Annotated in this window: 13 protein-coding genes and 1 tRNA gene; 6 read left to right on the top strand and 8 right to left on the bottom strand. The window is 50.4% G+C overall.

The annotated features are described in order from the left end of the window. Positions 1-1,380: right-handed parallel beta-helix repeat-containing protein (locus V7080_RS02200; RefSeq protein WP_334186759.1), on the bottom strand; the 1,380-nt coding region annotated here is incomplete at its 3' end. Positions 1,381-1,930: 550 nt separating this feature from the next. On the opposite strand from V7080_RS02200, the gene V7080_RS02205 reads away from it, so the two are divergent. From V7080_RS02205 to V7080_RS02230, 6 genes are all read left to right on the top strand, one after another. Next, entirely contained in the window at positions 1,931-2,401 is a 471-nt protein-coding gene (locus tag V7080_RS02205) for an RDD family protein (protein ID WP_334186760.1), read from the top strand. A gap of 837 nt (positions 2,402-3,238) precedes the next feature. Beyond that, the gene (locus V7080_RS02210; RefSeq protein WP_334186761.1) at positions 3,239-4,657 is read left to right on the top strand and encodes a tyrosine-type recombinase/integrase; all 1,419 of its coding nucleotides are present in this window, start codon (positions 3,239-3,241) and stop codon (positions 4,655-4,657) included. Positions 4,658-4,914: 257 nt separating this feature from the next. After that, complete coding sequence (locus V7080_RS02215) at positions 4,915-5,169, top strand: hypothetical protein (protein ID WP_334186762.1); 255 nt, start codon at positions 4,915-4,917, stop codon at positions 5,167-5,169. An 82-nt stretch (positions 5,170-5,251) separates the two neighbouring features. Beyond that, a complete protein-coding gene (locus V7080_RS02220) occupies positions 5,252-6,193 on the top strand; it encodes a hypothetical protein (protein WP_334186763.1) in 942 nt (313 codons plus the stop codon). A gap of 172 nt (positions 6,194-6,365) precedes the next feature. Beyond that, positions 6,366-7,034 carry a hypothetical protein gene (locus tag V7080_RS02225; RefSeq protein WP_334186764.1) on the top strand — a complete coding sequence of 223 codons (669 nt, stop codon included), beginning with the start codon at positions 6,366-6,368 and terminating at the stop codon, positions 7,032-7,034. Beyond that, positions 7,019-8,059: a site-specific integrase gene (locus tag V7080_RS02230; protein ID WP_334186765.1), complete on the top strand. Its 1,041-nt coding sequence runs from the start codon at positions 7,019-7,021 to the stop codon at positions 8,057-8,059. Before V7080_RS02225 ends, V7080_RS02230 begins: the two co-directional genes overlap by 16 nt. Before the next feature lie 294 nt (positions 8,060-8,353). On the opposite strand, the gene V7080_RS02235 is transcribed toward V7080_RS02230, so the two are convergent. The 7 genes from V7080_RS02235 to V7080_RS02265 form a co-directional block, all read right to left on the bottom strand. Then, on the bottom strand, positions 8,354-9,421 hold the full coding sequence (locus tag V7080_RS02235; protein WP_334186766.1) for a hypothetical protein: 1,068 nt from the start codon (positions 9,419-9,421) through the stop codon (positions 8,354-8,356). Between the two features lie 4 nt (positions 9,422-9,425). After that, positions 9,426-11,234 carry a restriction system-associated AAA family ATPase gene (locus V7080_RS02240; protein ID WP_334186767.1) on the bottom strand — a complete coding sequence of 603 codons (1,809 nt, stop codon included), beginning with the start codon at positions 11,232-11,234 and terminating at the stop codon, positions 9,426-9,428. Continuing rightward, positions 11,231-12,751, bottom strand: a complete 1,521-nt coding sequence (locus V7080_RS02245) for a restriction endonuclease subunit S (protein ID WP_334186768.1) — start codon at positions 12,749-12,751, stop codon at positions 11,231-11,233. The genes V7080_RS02240 and V7080_RS02245 overlap by 4 nt, the downstream gene beginning before the upstream one ends. Before the next feature lie 67 nt (positions 12,752-12,818). Then, positions 12,819-14,402 carry a class I SAM-dependent DNA methyltransferase gene (locus V7080_RS02250; RefSeq protein ID WP_334186769.1) on the bottom strand — a complete coding sequence of 528 codons (1,584 nt, stop codon included), beginning with the start codon at positions 14,400-14,402 and terminating at the stop codon, positions 12,819-12,821. 1 nt (position 14,403) lies between these two features. Then, positions 14,404-17,220, bottom strand: coding sequence for a type I restriction endonuclease subunit R (locus tag V7080_RS02255; protein WP_334186770.1), 2,817 nt, complete (start codon positions 17,218-17,220; stop codon positions 14,404-14,406). A 423-nt stretch (positions 17,221-17,643) separates the two neighbouring features. Continuing rightward, positions 17,644-17,720, bottom strand: a tRNA-Pro gene (locus V7080_RS02260). Between the two features lie 71 nt (positions 17,721-17,791). Next, positions 17,792-18,757 carry a Bug family tripartite tricarboxylate transporter substrate binding protein gene (locus tag V7080_RS02265; protein WP_334186771.1) on the bottom strand — a complete coding sequence of 322 codons (966 nt, stop codon included), beginning with the start codon at positions 18,755-18,757 and terminating at the stop codon, positions 17,792-17,794. Positions 18,758-18,841: the final 84 nt, after the last annotated feature.

An 18,841-nucleotide genomic window follows, 5' to 3' on the forward strand; every position in this document is an offset into this window, starting at 1 on the left:
CGGTGCAGGTGCAGGTGCAGGTGCAGGAGCTGGCGTAATGACCGCTTCATACGCACCTATGTCAATTTTCCCATCGTCAATGCGTGCTTCACTTTGCGCCGTGTGCTTGTACTGCCTGGAGGGTTTGAGTGCTACTCCAGAAGCGGTCGACGCTGGAGCCGAACCGGTGTTGACCATCTGCGAGCCGGCAGCCGGACGAAGGTCATAACTTGCGCGATTTACGAAAGCAGGTGTGAGGGAACGATAATTCGTCTTGTCGATTGCATTTGCCTGCGTCGTAACAGTCCCGGTACCCGCGAAGATATTGTTCTGCAACAGGATCGGCGTTGTGACGCCACTGCCTACGGACACGAACGTGCCGCGGGAGCTATCGTCATTCAGGAAGGTGTTGTTGATGACATAGAGTTCCTGTTTGGTATTGGTCGCACCCTCCACGCCGAAGGTCAGCATCCCGGGATTGTTGCTGATGGACGGCTGCTGAATGACATTGCCAATGACATAGGCGAGGCCTGCATTCGGAAGGTCAATCTCGTAGCTGGGAGCGCCAGGTTCCGTCGATCCCGTTTGCCCCGGCGCCAGGCTGGAGAAGCGGTTGTAGGTGATGGTGTTGGTTTGCGCGCGGGACTTCAGATTGTGTCCCACATTAGCGTCATGCGAATAGTTGCCGGTGAAAACAAGGCTGTTCACCCGGCCGATATACAGGTTATGGGAGTAACCGTCGCCGAAACCATTGCGTCCGAATTCACTGTGTTCGATAACGATGTCCGACACGCCGTCGTTATTGGTGAGTATCGCGTTCTCGTTGTGATGAAGGAAGCTGCGTCGCACGGTCAGGTGCTTGCCATCAAGACGGAGGGCCGCGCCGTTACGGTCGGGTACCTTGGCACCAAACATCTCGACGTTCTCAATCACGGTATTGCTGCCCTGGACCACCCAGATGCCTTTTCCCATTGCATTGCGGCCACCCGCATCGATCTTCGGACGCCCGTTCACGCCACGAATGGTAAGGCCGCTGCGTGCGATCCCGCAGACATCGCCGACATAGCTTCCCGCCGCATCGATTTCGATAATGTCGTTATCCGCTGCCGCAGCGAATGCTCTGCAAGGTGTGGGGAAGGGCTTGCCAGGGCCGACCGCGAGGGTCGCGGCAAGCGCCGACGTTAATGGACTCATGAACAACAAGGCGACCAGCAGCGTGGATGGGGCTTGGCTTCTTATAGCAGGTTTGAATTTTTTCATCGCGCCAATCAATGAGGAATGAAGTAAGGCAGTTAGGATAGTCGTCGGACAAGAAATATCCCTCGTTTCTTTCTTTAAAAGCATCGTAATTCTTGTAAGAAATTGTTTTCGCGGGCGTCGATTCGAAGTAAACGTGAACACAACTCAAATCATCTTGGGGGAAGTTTTCGACGTATCGACAGGGCAGTTTCGCCACCTGCATGACATCATCGGCCAACGCAGGTAGTGATTTCTGACTTGAAATAGAAACGGCATGCTGGACACCAAATCGGTCGCCAAACCAGTAGGCAATGGTCAGTCCGTGGTCCGGGGAATAGGGGCTGATGCCTACACAAGACGATGAAGATCATCGCCACGATAATCGCTTCGGGAGGTATGCATTTGCAGAGACGGCACATGACCTCCGCGCTACTCCGTGACAATGATGCACGCTTTGGTCGTCGAGCTCGCCTTCATGGATTGCTGCTAAGAACATGTCCTGACGGAGGCAAGGTCGGTCGATATTGCCCGCAGTTTGTCGGTAATCGCTAATGGATGCTTATGAACTCTTTTAGAGATTGGGGCGATTTAGGACGGAATCGCCTTCTCATATTTATGGGATGCAACTGTTTGCAAGCAATGCTACTCTTGGCGCTTAATCCGGCGCTTGGTCAATTACTTTGCGGGTCGAGAATAACAACTGGGGGGCGGCGTGGTACTTGAGTCTGAACTGGAATACGCAGGGTTCTGGCGTCGATTTGGTGCTTCTCTCATTGATACAGTCCTCCTATGTATGGTGACGTTGCCGTTACTTAGCATCGTCTACGGCTCGGATTATTGGCTCGATCCGCGCTTAGTAAAAGGACCGTTCGACTTCTTGGTTTCCTGGATTCTGCCGGCCGTCGTGGTTCTCGTATTTTGGACAACCAAAGGCGCGACGCCAGGAAAGATGGCGATTGCAGCTCAAGTCGTCGATGCGCGCACTGGGGCGAGGCCGTCAATCGGCCAACTAATCGGCCGCTATTTTGGATACATACTTTCCGCGCTGCCGTTCTGCCTGGGCTTCGTATGGGTTGGTTGGGATTCCAAAAAACAAGGTTGGCACGACAAGCTTTCGGGTACCGTGGTCGTTAGACGTAAAGCTGGCACTACGGAGCCCGTCAGATTTGATAGTCCAAATTAACCGTGATGCTCAACGGCGTGGGCTTGTGCTTGCCACTTTTCCTCGCTAGTTTGCTATTTGCTGAACCGACGGTGAGCGGATGAGCGAAATGCGCAATCGGTCCTGAAGTGAAATGCTGCGCTGGATTTGCGCGATCAGCCAATCTAGTAATTTGTCGCGATGTGGCCGAGAAGCCAGAATAGGCAGTCGGACTTACATTTGGCAGTCAGTTTGAAAATCGGATTACGATATTCAAGCAAGAACTCGTAAAGCCCCTCATAGTACTCGGAGCAGTCCACTTTTCGAGCACCATTGAATAGTCAACGAACTATTTCAGTGACGCACAACGTTGAGATAACACAGTCGCCGCCAGAACTGCGCTAGAAGGTGAAGCCGTCATTGGCCACTCTTCGTCGACCGGCATGTTGTGTGCCTTTTGATCCATTTGTTTCCACTTTGGCGAACTCGCTCGCAGTTTTATAAATGCGCCCCGAGTTTGCAGGCCATCTGTGGAAATGTACAGGTACATGCGGGCTGCACATGCGGAGTGTAATAGGAGGCTCTGCGTTAGAAATTTTCTTGGCAAAGCCGAGAAAACAAAAAGCCGCACAAGGCGGCTTTCCGTAAGTCTTTGAATTTATTGGTCGGGGCGAGAGGATTCGAACCTCCGACCCCTTGCACCCCATTTCCTTAGATCGTTATCTTTAGCCATCCATACTTTCATGGCTGATCCCAGAGTTACGTTAAAAAACAAGCGCTTAATGTTATTGTTAACCTGCAGATATCCAAGGCGATAAGATTGCATCTTGCGATTTGGTTGGGGTCAAAGTAGGGGTCAAAATAACTATAGGCGGACAAATGGCGAAACTGACTGTGATTGAATTGAAGGCGTATTCAGCTGCCGACATAGGTAAGCGTGTAAGTGACGATGGATCTCTTTGGGGGCGTGTACGTGCTAGCAGTCGGAACAACTCCGGGGTGGCAATCGCTTTTTGGTATCGATTTAAACGGGACGGTAAAACGCGCGATCTCTCCTGTGGCACTTGGCCAAAGGACTCTTTGGTAGAGATACGAAGAAAGCGCGACGAGGCGCGAACTCTGTGCTCATCAGGGCTGGATCCAGTAGAGCAGAGAAAAATCAGCCGAATTGAACAGCAAGAGGCGGTTTCATCGAAGCTAGCAGAGATCGAGCGACAGAAAGCAGAAAGTTTATCTGTCAATGATTTGTTCGAGGAATGGATGGCTCACGGCGTTCGCCGCAATGATGGTAACCATGAACTCCGTAGATCATTCAACGCGGACGTACTACCAAACATTGGTAGCAAGCAGATCAAGAATCTTTCTGTTCAAGATCTAAGAGGTGTTCTTCGGGCGCTGGTAGATCGTCGTGTGAACCGCGCAGCGGTAGTTATGGCTAATAACTTAATCCAAATGTTTCGTTGGGCGGAGAAGCAGCCTGTGTGGCGCAAATTAATGGTCGATGGTAATCCTGCCAGCTTGATCGAAATAGAAAAAATCGTAAGTCCAGATTACGACATGAGCAACGAGCGCGACCGAATTTTAGCGCCTAGTGAGATTTGCGAACTACGCGACAAACTCGCTGCAATGCAAGATAAATTCAATAACGCGCCTAACAAGCGGGTAGTGTCGCGTCCAATATCGGAAACAACAGAAATCGCTTTATGGCTAATGCTATCTACCATGTGTCGCGTTGGGGAACTTTCGATGGCTCGCTGGGACCATGTCGATTTTAATTCTGGTGAATGGTTCATTCCAAGATCGAATGTAAAGGGAAACGTCTCAGACATGAAGATCTACTTGTCTGACTTTTCGCTTCATCAATTCAGACGACTCCACTCGCTAACAAAGCACTCTTCATGGTGTTTTCCTGCGGCGAATAGTGACAGCCATGTCTGCGTTAAATCAATTTCAAAACAAGTTGGTGATCGACAAATAATGTTCAAACACGACAAGGCAGGTGCGCCTCGTAAGCCAATGATGAATAGAAGTAAAGATGGTAATGCCCTTGTGCTCTCTAATGGGAAGAACGGAGCGTGGACACCCCACGATCTTCGCCGCACAGGAGCGACTCTTATGCAGAGTGCCGGTGTGTCGTTAGACGTAATTGATCGTTGCCAAAATCATGTTTTAGCAGGAAGCAAAATTCGACGGCATTACATGCATCACGACTATGCGAAGGAGAAAAAAGAGGCATGGCAGGTATTGGCAAATAGACTTTCTTCGATTCTTGAGACACAAAACTTAGTAATGGATTGAGTGTATCTTTGACAAACAACTCGCTGCGTAAATGTTAACTTGACGGCCAGGCTATGTTCAGTCAAAAATAGATACCTAAACCTTGTTTTTGCAATGGAGTGCGTGTGTAGAGGAGAGGTCTTCCTTTATCAACAAGGAGTGGCGTGCAATGCGCTATTTCAGCACTCCGGCGCGACGGAAAGCCCTTATCGGTTTACCTCGACGGAGACTATTGTCCAGCAGTGTGCTGTTGTGCACTGTCCTATGAGGAAACTGTAATGCCAAAAGATTCATCAACTCTAACTGCTCAAGAGCCAGCACCTAAGCGCGGCCATAGTAAAGCGCTTCCAGTCACACTTAGTTTGGACCAGCCTGGCCGTCTTCGCCTTGGCCATATCATGACTCTGTATAGCATTTCCCATGCAACGGTCTACTCATACATTAACCGTGGCTTGATCCCTAAGCCAGACGGGAAAGACGGTGCTCGTCCGTACTGGAAAACCGAAACAATCAAAGAGGCGCTTAATAAATGACTCAGGTTGGGCGGTCGAAAAATGCCGGCCAGTTCTCGGTTACTAGTAAGCCGGTTTAAGGGAATGCAAGGAGTGCATGAGAATGGCATTGAGCATATGGAGAAAACTCATTATTGACAGAATTTGTATCATTGTTGGAATTGGCTGCGATAACTTATATAGCTTTGCGTGGGGTCAGTTACTTGAATTGCGGGACTTGAAATCGGATTTGGTCCCGAACGGAACCATCTCCATTTCAAAGAAAAAATACACGACAAGATTGGGTTATTGGCCGGTTAAGGGACGCATGATTGCCAACATTGAAGTCGGGACCACAAAATCAAAGCATCGCTACTTTAAACTCAGTCTGTTTCCTTCCAAATTTAAGTCAGATGAATTTGCTCGTCTTCAAAAGGTGGTATCGGAATTCTTGCCCGGTTTTGAGTACGCTAGCTTGTTCATGCATGGGCGGGTAGCCTATATTGAGTTCGCTGCGGATTCGCTTACTTACCCAGCACATACTTTTATTCCATTTCGAAAGAGATGCAATCACTCAGAAATTTATACTGATGGGGACGGCGTCAAAGGCACAACCTATATTGGGAGCCCACAAAGTGCTTTGCGTTACCGCATATACGACAAGAGACGGCAGCTGCTCCAGAAAAAACTCCAAACTTCAGATCACATCAGGACCAGAATTGAATCCGTATCACGTCGTCTAAAACTAGCACCTTTTGAATTACAAGCAAAAATGCCAAATCCGTTCGTCAATTTAAGAATTGCGGACCTGCAGGCGGCTAGGCTGATGTCAAATGACATTGAATGGCATAAGTTTTTGGGTGAATGTCTTGATGTTGGATCTGCCATGGCACTATCCAAATATGCAAAAAGCCAGAGGACAAAATTTATGTCGCGACTGAACGCCGCAGCTGCTCCGTGGTGGGATCCAGCAGTCATTTGGAGAGGAATGGAGACGGCACTTCTAGCGATCAATCCGGTGGGTATTACGGCTGCAATCAATTGCAATGAGAGTGTGATTCACTAATAGCTTATGCAACCAAATCAGAAAATTTATTCCAATTATGACTGCGGATAAGTCGCCTAACTATTTGATTATTAAGGATAATTATTTGACAAACCGCCTAAATTGCGCGATACTCTAAACATAGGGTAAGGCATCGATAGACCTTGCCTACCCGTTCAATTTTTGGTGAGTCATGCGGAAATCAGTTGACCGTTCGAGACTTTACGCAAGATACGAAAAATTATCGCGTACGCGAATTTCCAAGAATTTCATCCTGCGCGACTTCCTCTTCAGCACTTACGCGGCTTCAATAGGTGCCTCAAACTTTCCTGAAGATCCCGATATGGTTGTGCGTGCAGCTAAGGCGTTATGCGAAACGCTGCTAGAGCCGATACTAAGTAAGTTCGGGCGATTCGCAATCACTTTTGCTTATCAGAGTCGTGAAGTAATCGATGCTGGCTTGTCTAGAGATGAGAGGCGCTCAAATCCTAACAGCAGTAATCCTCATCAATTTGATCGTAAAACCTGGGGTAGTGACATATATGCCCGTATAGACATCCTTCCTTACTGCGTCGAGGATGGCGAAGTGACAAAGCATGAGTTCGCTCAGTGGTTAATGCATAATCTGAACGTTGACCTGCTTATGCAATGGACGCGAAGCAATGTGTTTTGTTTGACTATTAGTCCAATGCCACGTCGGGTATGGATTGAGTGGGGAAACGCAGCTTTGGGCGAACCGCGTCAAACCCGTCACATGGGAGCGCATTATTGGAAAAATATTTATCCCACCTTACCCCCAATCCAGCGTCCGAAATTTGGCCCTTCATCGACAGGAGGTAGCTTGCGATGGACAATCGATTGACCCCACTGACAAACGTTTTTAGTAGCGATAATGTTCATTTATCGCTACCAAATTCTGTTGAAGTGGAGGAGCAGATGCGACTAGCAAACAGGGAGGATTTTTGCAATCAATTGCAATCAGTTGCACATCTCTCTGAGGGTCATAGGCTGGTTTTTGAATTTGTTGTCGCCGCGCTGGCCGATAATACAAGACTTGCGTACCGCGGCGATTTAGCCGATTTCATGGCATGGGGTGGGGAAGTTCCTTGCACTCCAGAGCAACTTGCAACCTACATTGCTTGTCGGTCAAAGATTCATTCGGTGTACACAATTGCACGACGCGTAATCGGAATTAGTCGAGCCCACACCAGCCAAGGTATTGCCGATCCAGCCAAGAACGATCTAGTGCGCGCCGTGTTACGTGGCATGCGCCGGAAGAACGGTACGCCCCAACGTCAATCTGTACCGCTGCTTAAAAGTGACATTATCTCTATTCTGCCTCTTATGTTTGGCGCGAAGGGAATTCGAGATCGAGCACTAGTTCTCTTAGGGTTCGCAGCGGCACTGCGTCGGTCTGAGTTGGTGGCGCTTGATGTGTCCGATATCCAATTCGTCAAAGAAGGCCTCATCTTGCATATTCGACGAGGGAAGACGGATCAGGTCAGTAAAGGTCGTAAGATTGCCGTGCCATATGGTAGAACCTGTGCCTGCCCGGTCAGGGCCGTGGAGCATTGGCTGACACTTGCGAAACTCGTCGACGGGCCACTGTTTCGACGTGTCACGAAAGGCAGCAAGATTGGCGCTGTCCGTTTAACCGCTCAGTCGGTTGCGCTCATTGTCAAAGGCTATGCCGCAGCCATTGGCCTTAACGCAGCAAGTATTTCAGGTCACTCACTTCGAGCAGGCTTAGTTACCTCAGCGGCAATGGCGGGCGTCCCAATCTGGAAAATCAAGGCGCAATCTGGGCATGCATCCGACACGATGGTTTCTCGCTATGTTCGCGATGCTAGTTTATTTGACGGCAATGCTGCGGGGGCAGTGCTATAAATGTTGTAGTATGCCGATGTACGTTCAATTCCGATATTGAGTACTCTCAGCGCGCAATGCTTCTGAAGGCCGACACCGGACTATGAGTTCCCAATGTTTGTGCCTGGCGCCAAGCTTATAGTTGAGCGCGCGTCAATCTGCCATAGGTTGCCTGTCCCGACATGTGCTGTGGCCGAGCGTATCGATTGCTTTCATCGCGCTCTTTATTTTTGTAACGCATACTGGTACTAATGACGCCTTTGCGGGCGCGGTTTATCTCTTTGTCACCAGGGCACGCTTACTCATTGCGCATAATCACCTTATGAGTCCGGCAGTACGACATCCTTCAAGAAAAGGAAGTTTCAAGAAATTAGCATCTGCCCATCTTTGCGTCGAAGCGGCTCGTTCGACCGCAGCCAGAGCATCTGCGGGTGTCGCCCCAATAAGCTTCATTTCACCAAGCACTTGTTCAAGCCAATAACGGCCTCCAGCGTCGGTTCCGCAACACAAATCTTTGTAGCGCTTCTCGATCTTAAAGACCTCTATCCAACCGGCCAATTCTTCGTCTTTCCCAGGCGCTGTGATTTCAAGTTCAATATTCTCAGGGCAAAGATTCATCGAGTCGATTGGCTTACCATTTGCCGGTTTAAGCGTAATATTGAAGTTAATGCTCTGACCGGCGGTTGCATAACCGTAAAAAGCTTTTCGTCTACCTCCATCCTCTTTATATAGCGGGTCCTGTTGGAGCTTGTATTTCTTATTGCACTTGTCGCAAATCGGCGCGAGATTCTTCAGTGCGACAGCATTGAACGCGTATTTTCCCTTGGGGAGGTAATGATCATAGTCTTCTTGAGTTTCACTAAAGACACCTTCCATTCGAGAGATGCCACAAAAGGGACAAATTCCTGTTCGATTCGCTTTCTTAAATTCATCAAAGTGCTCGCCCAAGGTGCCAAGTCGATCTGTGACGGGTTGTAGTTTGCGCACTGCAGTCCAGAGATTTGTGCAAAACTCGTGAAGCTCATTCGCGAGCTGAGAGTTTATCTGCGCAATGTCCGTATAAGTCACTGGCGACACGCCGGGGCTACCAACGCAAAGGGCTTCAATGTTATTGTTGTTGTCTATCCATTTTGCGAGTTCGACTCGTTGTGCCGCGGAGAGCTGATCGCGGCAAAGATTATGGATTCTACGGATGGGCTTCCACAGATAGTCTTTACTCTTGGCGTTCTTAACCGTCTCACGCACTACCTGTTCAAATTCAGGATCTAGCAGCCTTAGGTAGAAATGCGGCCGTGGTTTGCACCATACTTCTTTCACGAGATGGGCTAACCAGCCTTGAATCCTTTCCAATGGGTGCGAGATATAAACATAGGTGAAAAGCATGGCTCTATTTTGCCTCCTTACGATCGAGCGCCTGGTTGATAAAGAGAATCTTCTCTACTGAGTCTCCCAAAAGAGCATTTGCGTTTTCAATTAGCTCATCCGGGTCTTCATCCGCTGCAAGACGATCGCGAAGTTCATCCAGTTTATGGGCGGCGTAATCGCCGATAGATTCTTTTTGTCCAAATACCCTAATTGTGATCGCGTTGGCGGAGGCTCCGAAAGTGTTGAAGCCTGGATCGTTCCACTCAACTTTACCGTCTTCGTTCCTCGCAAATACCAATACATTTTCTTGACGGCAGTCAGAAATGATAAATGGTGAATGCGAGGTGAGAAGAACATCCCGCATTACGTTCTTCGTTGCCGCATCGGCCTCGAGGGCGGCGCGAAGAGTTGAAATGTAGGAAGCGCGCCAGTCAGGGTTGAGATGGGTTTCGGGTTCATCTAGCAGGAAGAGTGCAGGCTCATGGCGAAAGAGCAGGCAGAGGCCGATGGTGTGAATGAGCTGATGCTCGCCGTCGGATAGCGCTTTACCATAGAGCTTTGCGTCTACGCCGTCTTTGATAATCTCAAAGTCCTTGAATCGCATGATCCGCTCGTGGGATGCGGGCATGGGAATAGTTTCGTTCAGGTATAGACTGTCTGAGCGGTAAAGCTCGGCCTTGGTCTTATCATCTACTTGATAGTGATTTAGCGTGAGAAGGGTTTGCAGTGACTGAAAAAGATTTAGTGCTGAGGCTGCCTTAGACAGTTCTTCAGATCCACCAACCCCAGCGCCAAAGTGGAACTGAAAGGCCTTCCGTGTTGCGTCATCCACCCAGTAATCAAGGAGAAGGTCACTTCCTTCATCGTCTTCGTATGCGGAGAAATCCTCGTAGAAGGTTGTTGAGCACTTGATGAGCTTCTCTATCAATTCGAATTGCAGCTTATCAGTGAGTTCGATCGTCGTCTTAGATTGGTCCTTCTGATCTTCATCTGAAAGCCGCATCGTCTCCAGACGCTCATCCGCGATTCGCACGCGGTGATGTCGACGAATGATAAGGCGGAAGCGGCGGATGCCTTTCAGTCCGATTTTTTCCTCGAATACCCTTGTCACGGCTTCGCTGGGGAAGAGGAAATGGCAGAGCAGTATCGCTTGGTTGAACTGATCGTCGAGGTATATCATCCGACCTTCCGGTCTGCCATCGTACGGTACATCTTTGGTCAAATGGTCGCGGTATTCATCGAAGTGAATGAACCGCATCTTGAAGAAGGGCAAACTTAAGATTTCGTTATGGCCAGAGGAGTAGCCAAGAATGTAAGTCGGCAAGTAGGCTTTGACTTCGGCGCGGGTTAGTTCCGTTGCGGTGATTTCCCCAGATTTTAACTTGTTCAACCAGTCGATGACTGGACGCTCTCCCACTTTTTTCACAATTCGGATGTGGAACACAGGCCAATCGTCTTGCTTTGGCCACGGTTCACGAGAAACTATTCTGTGGTTCGGGATCAGGTATTCGAGTTCGAAGGCATCCGGCGTAGCTTCCTCGGCTCGGAAACCATCGGGATTGAGCTCGGCATCAAACTCAAATCCTTCGGGCCGATAATCGAGGTAAATGCATTCGATGTGATAAAAGATGGCAGCGAGAGCTTCAAGGACATTCGATTTGCCGCTTCCGTTGCGCCCGGCGAGGCAATAGGGATGAAACTCGAAGCAACGCTTGTAGTCATCACTAAATCTAAAGCTTCGATCCCAGTTCCAATCGTCAAGAAATTGCACTTCGAAACCCGCGGCGAGGCTGCGGAATGGCACGTTCAGCTGAAGGCGAAGGAGTTTCATAGCACAGGAGTGAATATGATCTCTTTGCGTCCAGGATTTTCATCTGTCCCTTCGTCGAAGCTCTGGTTTAGGATGGCATGACCTTCGCTCTGGTCGAGAAGTTTTAGAATGATGTCCTTGATCTCCTCATAAGGCGGTGGCTCGTCAAAGACGGATTCGGCCTTTAGCATCACTTCGTTGAAGCTAAAGGGAGCGGACTGCGCACCGAGAATGCGATATTTGAAGTAAGCGGCTGACCAAGGGATTGCCTCGCCTTTGCCCACTATGCTGTCGAGCTTCTCGAGGTGCGCTTCGATGGTTTTTGGAGCGCGGAGGAATTGCGTTTCCGCCTTAGGTTTAATTGCTTTGACGGCGCTACTTTGCGGCTCGGATGCGGAGAATGAATCGTCAGAAAAATCGAGAACGAGGCGACTCACGTCTAAGTCCCCACTGAATGCTCGCTGTTGGAGTGAGGAAAACAATCTGGTAAGGTACATCTCTGAACTCGCAAGCGACTCTTCCTCTTTAGTAAGAGTGGTCGAAAACTGCTCGTAACGTAGCTGCATTTCGATTGGCGGTCGATACACACTAATGGCTCTCAGATCTTTAATGTTGACCCTTGGAGCTGCGCCACCACCGACCAATTTAAGTACCTTGCTGCGAAATGAATCTGAATTGAGTAGGCCATTCAAAAAAGCGTTCGAGGCTATATTGGCCTTAGCGGAAAAAAGCATCATCCTTTGCCCGAGACAGATTTTTTTTTCTTTTGGAATTTGAGCGGCGTAGCCAAGCCGCCCACCTTCTCTTGTATAAATCACTTCGCCAACCTTCGGTTCGTGGCGTGCAATTCGTTCGGCAAACACAGTCTCTGAAACATATCTAGTGGACGTTAAGTCTAGTTTGCCATTTTGGATGTCGCTAGACCTAACACAGTAAAAATTGGTTGGAGCGTCCGAGTAGACTGGCGTGCTGTGCGGACAGTCGACGATCTTTTCGCAAAGATCATTTAACGAACATTGAACCCAACCTCTGGGGTTCGTGCCGGGGTCACCGAACATGTTGATGAAGACGGATTGGAGGAGCTTTTCGGTGAGTTGGAGTGACTGCCGGCGATCCCGGCGAAGCTCATCCACCTTCGCTAATACCGCCGCGATTCGCTCTTGTTCGTCAATGGGTGGGACTGGCAGCTCCTTCTCGTAGGCATCATTGCGGTTGAGCCCTGGAACCGCGACATGCTTATTTAGAGTATCGAGTCCGAGTTTTTGAAGCATGAAAAACAGCCACCTTAAATCAACCTGAGTGCAATCGCGATCTACATAGTAAGTGGTATCGATAGGACAGCATGACTTGTCTGAATACTGCAACGCACCTGCTGAGCCTTTTCTCCCGATGATGATAGTTGGTCCCGATGTCAGGGGCGTATCGTGCCATCCAACAATTCCATTTGAACCATAAACTGGAAATTCGCCACCGCGACGGTTCTTTTCGGGAAGGCTTCGGCCATATTTGAATTCGCAGAAGGTGCCTAACGGTTTCATGATGCTGTCATTTTTTCTGGTTGAGCACACGACACTATGCGGTGCGTGAAGAATTGATGAAGCTTGATCATCCCAAGATTCTCTGTAGTTCCGCAATGCCATGTTGAATCTTGTCTTCAAGAATCTTTAGTTTTTTCAGAATTACTTTCGGCTCTTCGTAAACCGCTTCATCGTGCTCGGCTTTATGGTAGCGGTTGAATGAAAGGTCGTATTGCTTATCGCGAAGCTCCTGAGCCGGGACAAAGAAGTATTTCGCCTTGCGATCCCCGGGTTTCTCTGGATCACGGGCTTTCCATTGCGTTACTAGATCCGGCAATTCGCTACCAGCGATACGCTGACGCTTATCGTCGAGGGACAGACCGTCGTTTTCGAGCTGGTAGAACCAGGTGTGCTCGGTCTTACCGCCTCGGGTAAATACGAGGATGGCGGTGGCGACTCCGGCGTAGGGTTTGAAGACGCCACTAGGCAGGGAGATGACTGCTTTTAGCTCGGCTTCCTCGACGAGTTTCTTCCGCGCCTCCACAAATGCACCGCCGGAGCCAAAGAGTACGCCCTGCGGGATGATGATGCCGGCAGTGCCACCCGTCCTTAGCAGGGTGAAGATGCGCTCGGTGAAAAGCAGCTCGGTCTTGGTGGTATTGAGTTGGAGGCTTTCGTTGATGTCACCCTTGTCAATGCTGCCGGTGAAGGGCGGATTGGCCATGATGATGTCGTATTCGCCTTCCTCTGTGAAGCCTTTGCTGAGGGTGTCCTTGTAATCCACGTGGGGATTGTCAATGCCATGCATCATGAGGTTCATGAGGGCGAGCCGAACCATGGTGGCATCGAAGTCGTAGCCGTGGAGATTCTGCTCAAGAATTTCCTTGTTGTCCTGCGTGAGTAGTCCAGTGATGCTGCTGCGGACGAAGCCATCCTCATCAGGCATGAAGGTCTGGTTATTATTCGCATTCCGTCGAGCGAGCTGCGTGATGATGTATTGATAGGCGTCCAAAAGGAAGCCTGCGGTGCCGCAGGCAGGGTCGCAGACACGGTGGCCGAGTTGGGGATTCACCAGTTCACTAATGAGCTTGATGATGTGGCGTGGGGTGCGGAACTGGCCGTTCTTTCCGGCGCTGCTGATCTCATTGAGCAGCATTTCATAAACATCGCCCTGGATGTCTTGGAAGAGATGGCCTTCCTCCCGGGCGTCGCGCTCGATTTCAATAAAGATCTCTTCGATGATAGCGATGGCGCCTTGCAGCAGGTTGGCGCTGGGGATTAGGAAGACGGCATTAGTCATGTGGCGCGTGAAAGCACTGCTGTCTCCAGTGAAGTCTTTTATGAATGGGAAGACATTTTGCTGAACGTGGGTCAACATGAGCTCCGCCTTCATCTCCTTAATGTAACTCCAGCGCAAGGTAGCTTTGTCTATGGGATTTTTCTTCGCAGTGTCGTAGGGCAGGAAGAAATTGCCTGAGAAGCGCGAGGTGAAGGTGTCGCCGGTGAACTTGGCATCATTCTCACGTTTGAGGTCAAGTTCATCAAGTTGCTTCATGAACAGCAGATAGGTGATCTGTTCAATAGCGGCGAGTGGATTAGAAATGCCGCCGGCCCAGAAGCGGTTCCACAGTTTGCCGATGAGGGCTTTAAGTCTTGGGTTGAGTTGTAGCATATTAGGCGGCTAGTTTCTGTGTAAGCGTTAAGATTTCGTCGATTTCCGTTAGCGAGAAAACGCCACGAATGCCGCTCGGGTGGATAATGGTAAAAGGCGCCTGGATTAGGTCCCGCTTCTCAATGCCGCCGCGATCAATGAGATAGTCCCGCAAGAGGTTGAGGAATTGAAGCTGGTGGCTGGTCAGCGTGCGGTGCTCGACAATGAATTGGTCTATTGAGCGGGACACGGTGTCCGGAAAGCTTTCGAGGATTTCGATCCCAAGAATATGGCGGATGAATCGGAGAAACGGTGCTGTCCGATGTTGGTAAACCCGGCGCAAGAGTTGGAGCGTGATGTGAGGATGCTCGTCATGAAGCTGAGCAGCTAAAATCTCGGCCTCCTTTTCGCTGACAGGCTGGGCATCCCGGATCTTCTGGAGAATGGGATTTTTAACTACGAGTTCGTTCACCTTTTGCTCCACCAACTGCCTATATTGAGCCACGCTGAGTGACTCGTGTCCAGGGCCGAATTCGACGTATTCTTTGGCGGTGAGCATGTCGGCAAAGTTGAACTTGGCTGGGCCGATGCTGGAATTTTTCCCATCGCGAAAATGCATAAGGGGGGCGAGCTGGATGGCGAGGTGATCGAAATCCTGGTCGGTCATCGTTGTCCAATAGTGATTCGTCTGGGCTCTGTGTATAAGCTCGGTTTTCTGAGCCACGATGTTCACGGAGAGCGGGAGTTCGCTGATCTGGGCAACTAGGTTTTCTGTGAGGGTTGCATACTTTTCCTTCTCATCCTTCAAGTGGGCGAGAGAGGCCTCCAAGACATCCTTTTCGAAACGCATGGCTTTGAAGTCGGCCTGTGAGACGATGCGGAAGAGCGGCTGAATAGCATGGCGCAGGAAGACGATGAGCTCGGCCGTGAGCGACTGCCAGAAATCTTCTGCCTGACACTGAGCGAGCTGAGCCTGTGCTTCCATGACGGTGACTGAGCGCGCCGGCAAGGCTGCAATCTGAGTGCGGAGAATGGCAATCTCTTTTTTTGCGACGTTGGTCTTGCCGAGGACTTGAGCTGCTTCGATCTTGTCGATGCGGACGCCGACAAAGCGAACGGGGAGCGGAGTTTGCGGCTTGAGTTCTTTGCCTTTGGGCGTAAGTGTGAAGTAATCGAAGTTGTTCCAGCAGTCGATGATCTGGAAAACATCTTTCTCTAGACACCAAGGTTTGATCTTGCTCGACTCTAGCAGGCGAGTGCCGCGGCCAATCATCTGCCAGAACTTGGTATAACTGAAGACAGGTTTGGCGAAGACGAGATTCACAATTTCTCGCACGTCAATGCCGGTATCTAGCATATCCACGCTGATGGCAACGCGTGGCATATCGTTGCGGGTAAATTGATCAAGCAGGCCTCCCTTGCCATAAACACGGGGATCGTCGGATACCATTACCTTAGCCAGCTCGCCGTTATATTCCGGATAAAGGGAATCAAAGATGGCCTCAAGTCGTCGAGCGTGCTTCATGGACATGCAGAAGAAGATGGTTTTGCCCGGCAGGACTCCATTTGGATCCTTGATGGACTCCTCCATGAACTCCTTAACAATGAGAGCGTTCGTGGCGTGGTTGGTGACGGTTGTTTCCAACTCGCTGCCTTCGAAGTTGATGTCTTCGATTTCTTTACCTTCGAGGATGAGCTGCTTTTGATCGTCGAGGCTGATGGTGCGCTTGCTGATTCCTTCGTCCTGGAATTTCGTCCTAATTTTAAGGACACGGAAGTCGCATAGGTAAGGAGGGGCGTGGTCAATAGCCTCGTCGTAGGAGTAGGCAAAAGTAGGCAAACCATCCTCACACTGAAATAGCGCAAACGTATTGTGATCCACGACATCCCGGGGCGTGGCGGTGAGGCCTAGCTTGATTGCATTGAAGTAGTCGAGCACCTCGCCATAGGTGTTGTAAATGGAGCGGTGGCTTTCATCGATTACGATGAGGTCGAAGAAATGCGATGAGAGAGGGACTGTTTTGTCACGGACGATGTTGAGCATCGTCTTGTAAGTTGCGACGTAGATGCGGCGGTCAGTGGCAATGGTCTTTTCGCCGAGTTCCGGCCAATGGGGCTCGTCGGGGATATGTTCTTTAAAGGCGTCGAGGGCTTGTGCACGTAGCGCAATGCGGTCTACGAGGAAGAGGGTTCGTTGCACGTGTCCGGCACGCATAAGGGCATCGATCAGAGCGATGCAAGTGCGAGTCTTGCCGGTACCGGTAGCCATTACGAGGAGGAACAGGCGGCGATTCCTTTCGATGCTTTCCATAACCGACCGAATGGCCTGGAGCTGGAAGTCACGACCAGCTATGGCAGTGTTGATCAGCTCATCTGTGAGAGGCTTTTTGTGCTTTCGAATGTAGAGCAACCGCTCAAGGTCTTGTCGCGTGGGGAAGCCGTGAACCTTTTGCGGAGGCGCTTCGCCAAGGTTCCAAAAAAAAATCTCGTGCCCGTTTGTGTAGAAGCAGAATGGTAGATCACCACCATGTTGCACCCAGATGTTGTGGCAATATTGTTTCGCCTGCTCACGACCAAGTTCTGCGTCCTTAGAGGATTTTTTGGCTTCGACGACGGCTATTGGATTGCCATTCTTGCCAAGCAGAACGTAGTCAATGAATTCTCGGGAACCAGCCGTGAATAAGCTTTCGCGGAAGTTAGGATTTGCCGCGGAATCTTTCTCGCCAATACGCGATACAAAGAATTCCTGAACGACCTGTGTCCGATTACTGACGTTCCACCCTGCCTCCTTGAGACGGATGTCGATGAATTCCTTTCTTGTTGAGGATTCAGTTGGCATTTTTTCTGATTCGAACAATATCTAAGAGAGCACTCAGAATGAACTTGGCATATGACCTTGAATTGGAACAAGATTTTCGACGAAGCCCTGTTTCTCTGCAAGCGCTTGTCCGGAGTTCTATGAAAAGGAAGCACTTTTGATGTCATGGACCTCATCTTATGGACTGCCCGCCCGGGGCATCAAGTGAGAATTCGAAAAAATATCAGCGACCGTTTTCTCCTCCCCTAGTCCGATCCGTTCCAGCCAGATTGGTCATTTAAGGCAATTAATTCTCTGTCCAAGGGGCAGCAAGCCTTAGGGAATACGCATTTTGCAATCAATTGCAATTTGGAAGGTCAAAAATTTGTGGGGGTCAAAGTTGGGGTCAAATGTATAAAAACAAAAAAGGGTCACAGAATGAAATCTGTAACCCTTTGATTCTATTGGTCGGGGCGAGAGGATTCGAACCTCCGACCCCTTGCACCCCATGCAAGTACGCTACCAGGCTGCGCTACGCCCCGACGAAGTTGCGATTATAGCAGAGCGATAACGCTTTCCGCCACGCATGGCGGGCTATCTTTGTGTCCGGTATTCAATCCAGCTTTGCCTTGGTTTTCCGGATCACCGGCTCCCATTTCGCGGCTTCCTCGTCGATCAGTTTTTTGAATGCTTCCGGGGTGCCGCCGACCGGTTCCAGGCCAGCATTGTTCAAGCGTGCTTTTACATCCGCCATCTGAATGATGGCGTTCAGCTCCGCATTCAGTCGCTTGACGACATCCGGCGGCGTCCTGGCGGGCACGAGGACACCGTTCCAGGCGAGGGATTCAAATGCAGGCATGCCGGCTTCGGCCATGGTCGGTATATCCGGCAACAATGAAAATCGGGTACGGCTGGTGACGGCAAGCGCCTTGACCTTGCCGCTCCTGACATGCGGCAGCACGACCGTGGGTACGGAGAACAGTAGTTGCGTATCGCCTGCGACGACGGACGCCGCGGCTGGCGGTGCGCCGTTATAGGGAATGTGTACAAGGTAGGTGCCGGTCATGGATTTGAACAGCTCCATCGTCAGGTGCGATGAGGAGCCGTTGCCGACCGACGCATAGTTGAGCTTGCCAGGATTGGCGTTGGCATGAGTAATCAAGTCTTTCAGAGTACGTACCGGCAGATCGGCGTTGACGGCAAGAATATTGGGCTGGGAGCTGGCGATCATGACCGGCTGTAGGTCTCGCTGCGGATCGTAGGGCAGTTTGGTCATGAATTGGATGAAGGCCAACGGGCCGTTGAACGACAGGAGCATCGTGTAGCCGTCTGGCGCGGCGCGGGCGACCTGGGCGGTTGCGATGGTGCCGAAGGCTCCCGGAACGTTTTCGACGATCACCGCCTGGTTCAGGCGGTCTTTGAGTTTGTCGCCGACGGTGCGGGCGATGATGTCGAGCGATGAGCCCGCCGGCGCGGCAACGACGAATCGGATCGGCTTCGACGGCCACGCATCCGCTGCCCGGGCAATGTTGCCGGTCAGTCCGAGAAGGAGGAGAGCAAGCACTGAAAAAAGCTTCATGGCACACTTACGCGAAACGAGGGAAGCGCAGAATAGCATCTGCACAGTGCGCTTTCCAGTTGTCCACTTCCTTCCCTTTATCCT

Origin of the sequence: Noviherbaspirillum sp., assembly GCF_036846085.1 — a bacterium.
Classification (GTDB): domain Bacteria; phylum Pseudomonadota; class Gammaproteobacteria; order Burkholderiales; family Burkholderiaceae_D; genus Noviherbaspirillum.

What these genes read in the sequence shown, in the direction of transcription:
- V7080_RS02210 (WP_334186761.1), top strand. Translation starts at nt 3,239, where the DNA reads ATGGCGAAACTGACTGTGATTGAATTGAAGGCGTATTCAGCTGCCGAC.
- V7080_RS02215 (WP_334186762.1), top strand. Translation starts at nt 4,915, where the DNA reads ATGCCAAAAGATTCATCAACTCTAACTGCTCAAGAGCCAGCACCTAAG.
- V7080_RS02220 (WP_334186763.1), top strand. Translation starts at nt 5,252, where the DNA reads ATGGCATTGAGCATATGGAGAAAACTCATTATTGACAGAATTTGTATC.
- V7080_RS02225 (WP_334186764.1), top strand. Translation starts at nt 6,366, where the DNA reads ATGCGGAAATCAGTTGACCGTTCGAGACTTTACGCAAGATACGAAAAA.
- V7080_RS02230 (WP_334186765.1), top strand. Translation starts at nt 7,019, where the DNA reads ATGGACAATCGATTGACCCCACTGACAAACGTTTTTAGTAGCGATAAT.
- V7080_RS02235 (WP_334186766.1), bottom strand. Translation starts at nt 9,421, where the DNA reads ATGCTTTTCACCTATGTTTATATCTCGCACCCATTGGAAAGGATTCAA.
- V7080_RS02240 (WP_334186767.1), bottom strand. Translation starts at nt 11,234, where the DNA reads ATGAAACTCCTTCGCCTTCAGCTGAACGTGCCATTCCGCAGCCTCGCC.
- V7080_RS02245 (WP_334186768.1), bottom strand. Translation starts at nt 12,751, where the DNA reads ATGAAACCGTTAGGCACCTTCTGCGAATTCAAATATGGCCGAAGCCTT.
- V7080_RS02250 (WP_334186769.1), bottom strand. Translation starts at nt 14,402, where the DNA reads ATGCTACAACTCAACCCAAGACTTAAAGCCCTCATCGGCAAACTGTGG.
- V7080_RS02255 (WP_334186770.1), bottom strand. Translation starts at nt 17,220, where the DNA reads ATGCCAACTGAATCCTCAACAAGAAAGGAATTCATCGACATCCGTCTC.
- V7080_RS02265 (WP_334186771.1), bottom strand. Translation starts at nt 18,757, where the DNA reads ATGAAGCTTTTTTCAGTGCTTGCTCTCCTCCTTCTCGGACTGACCGGC.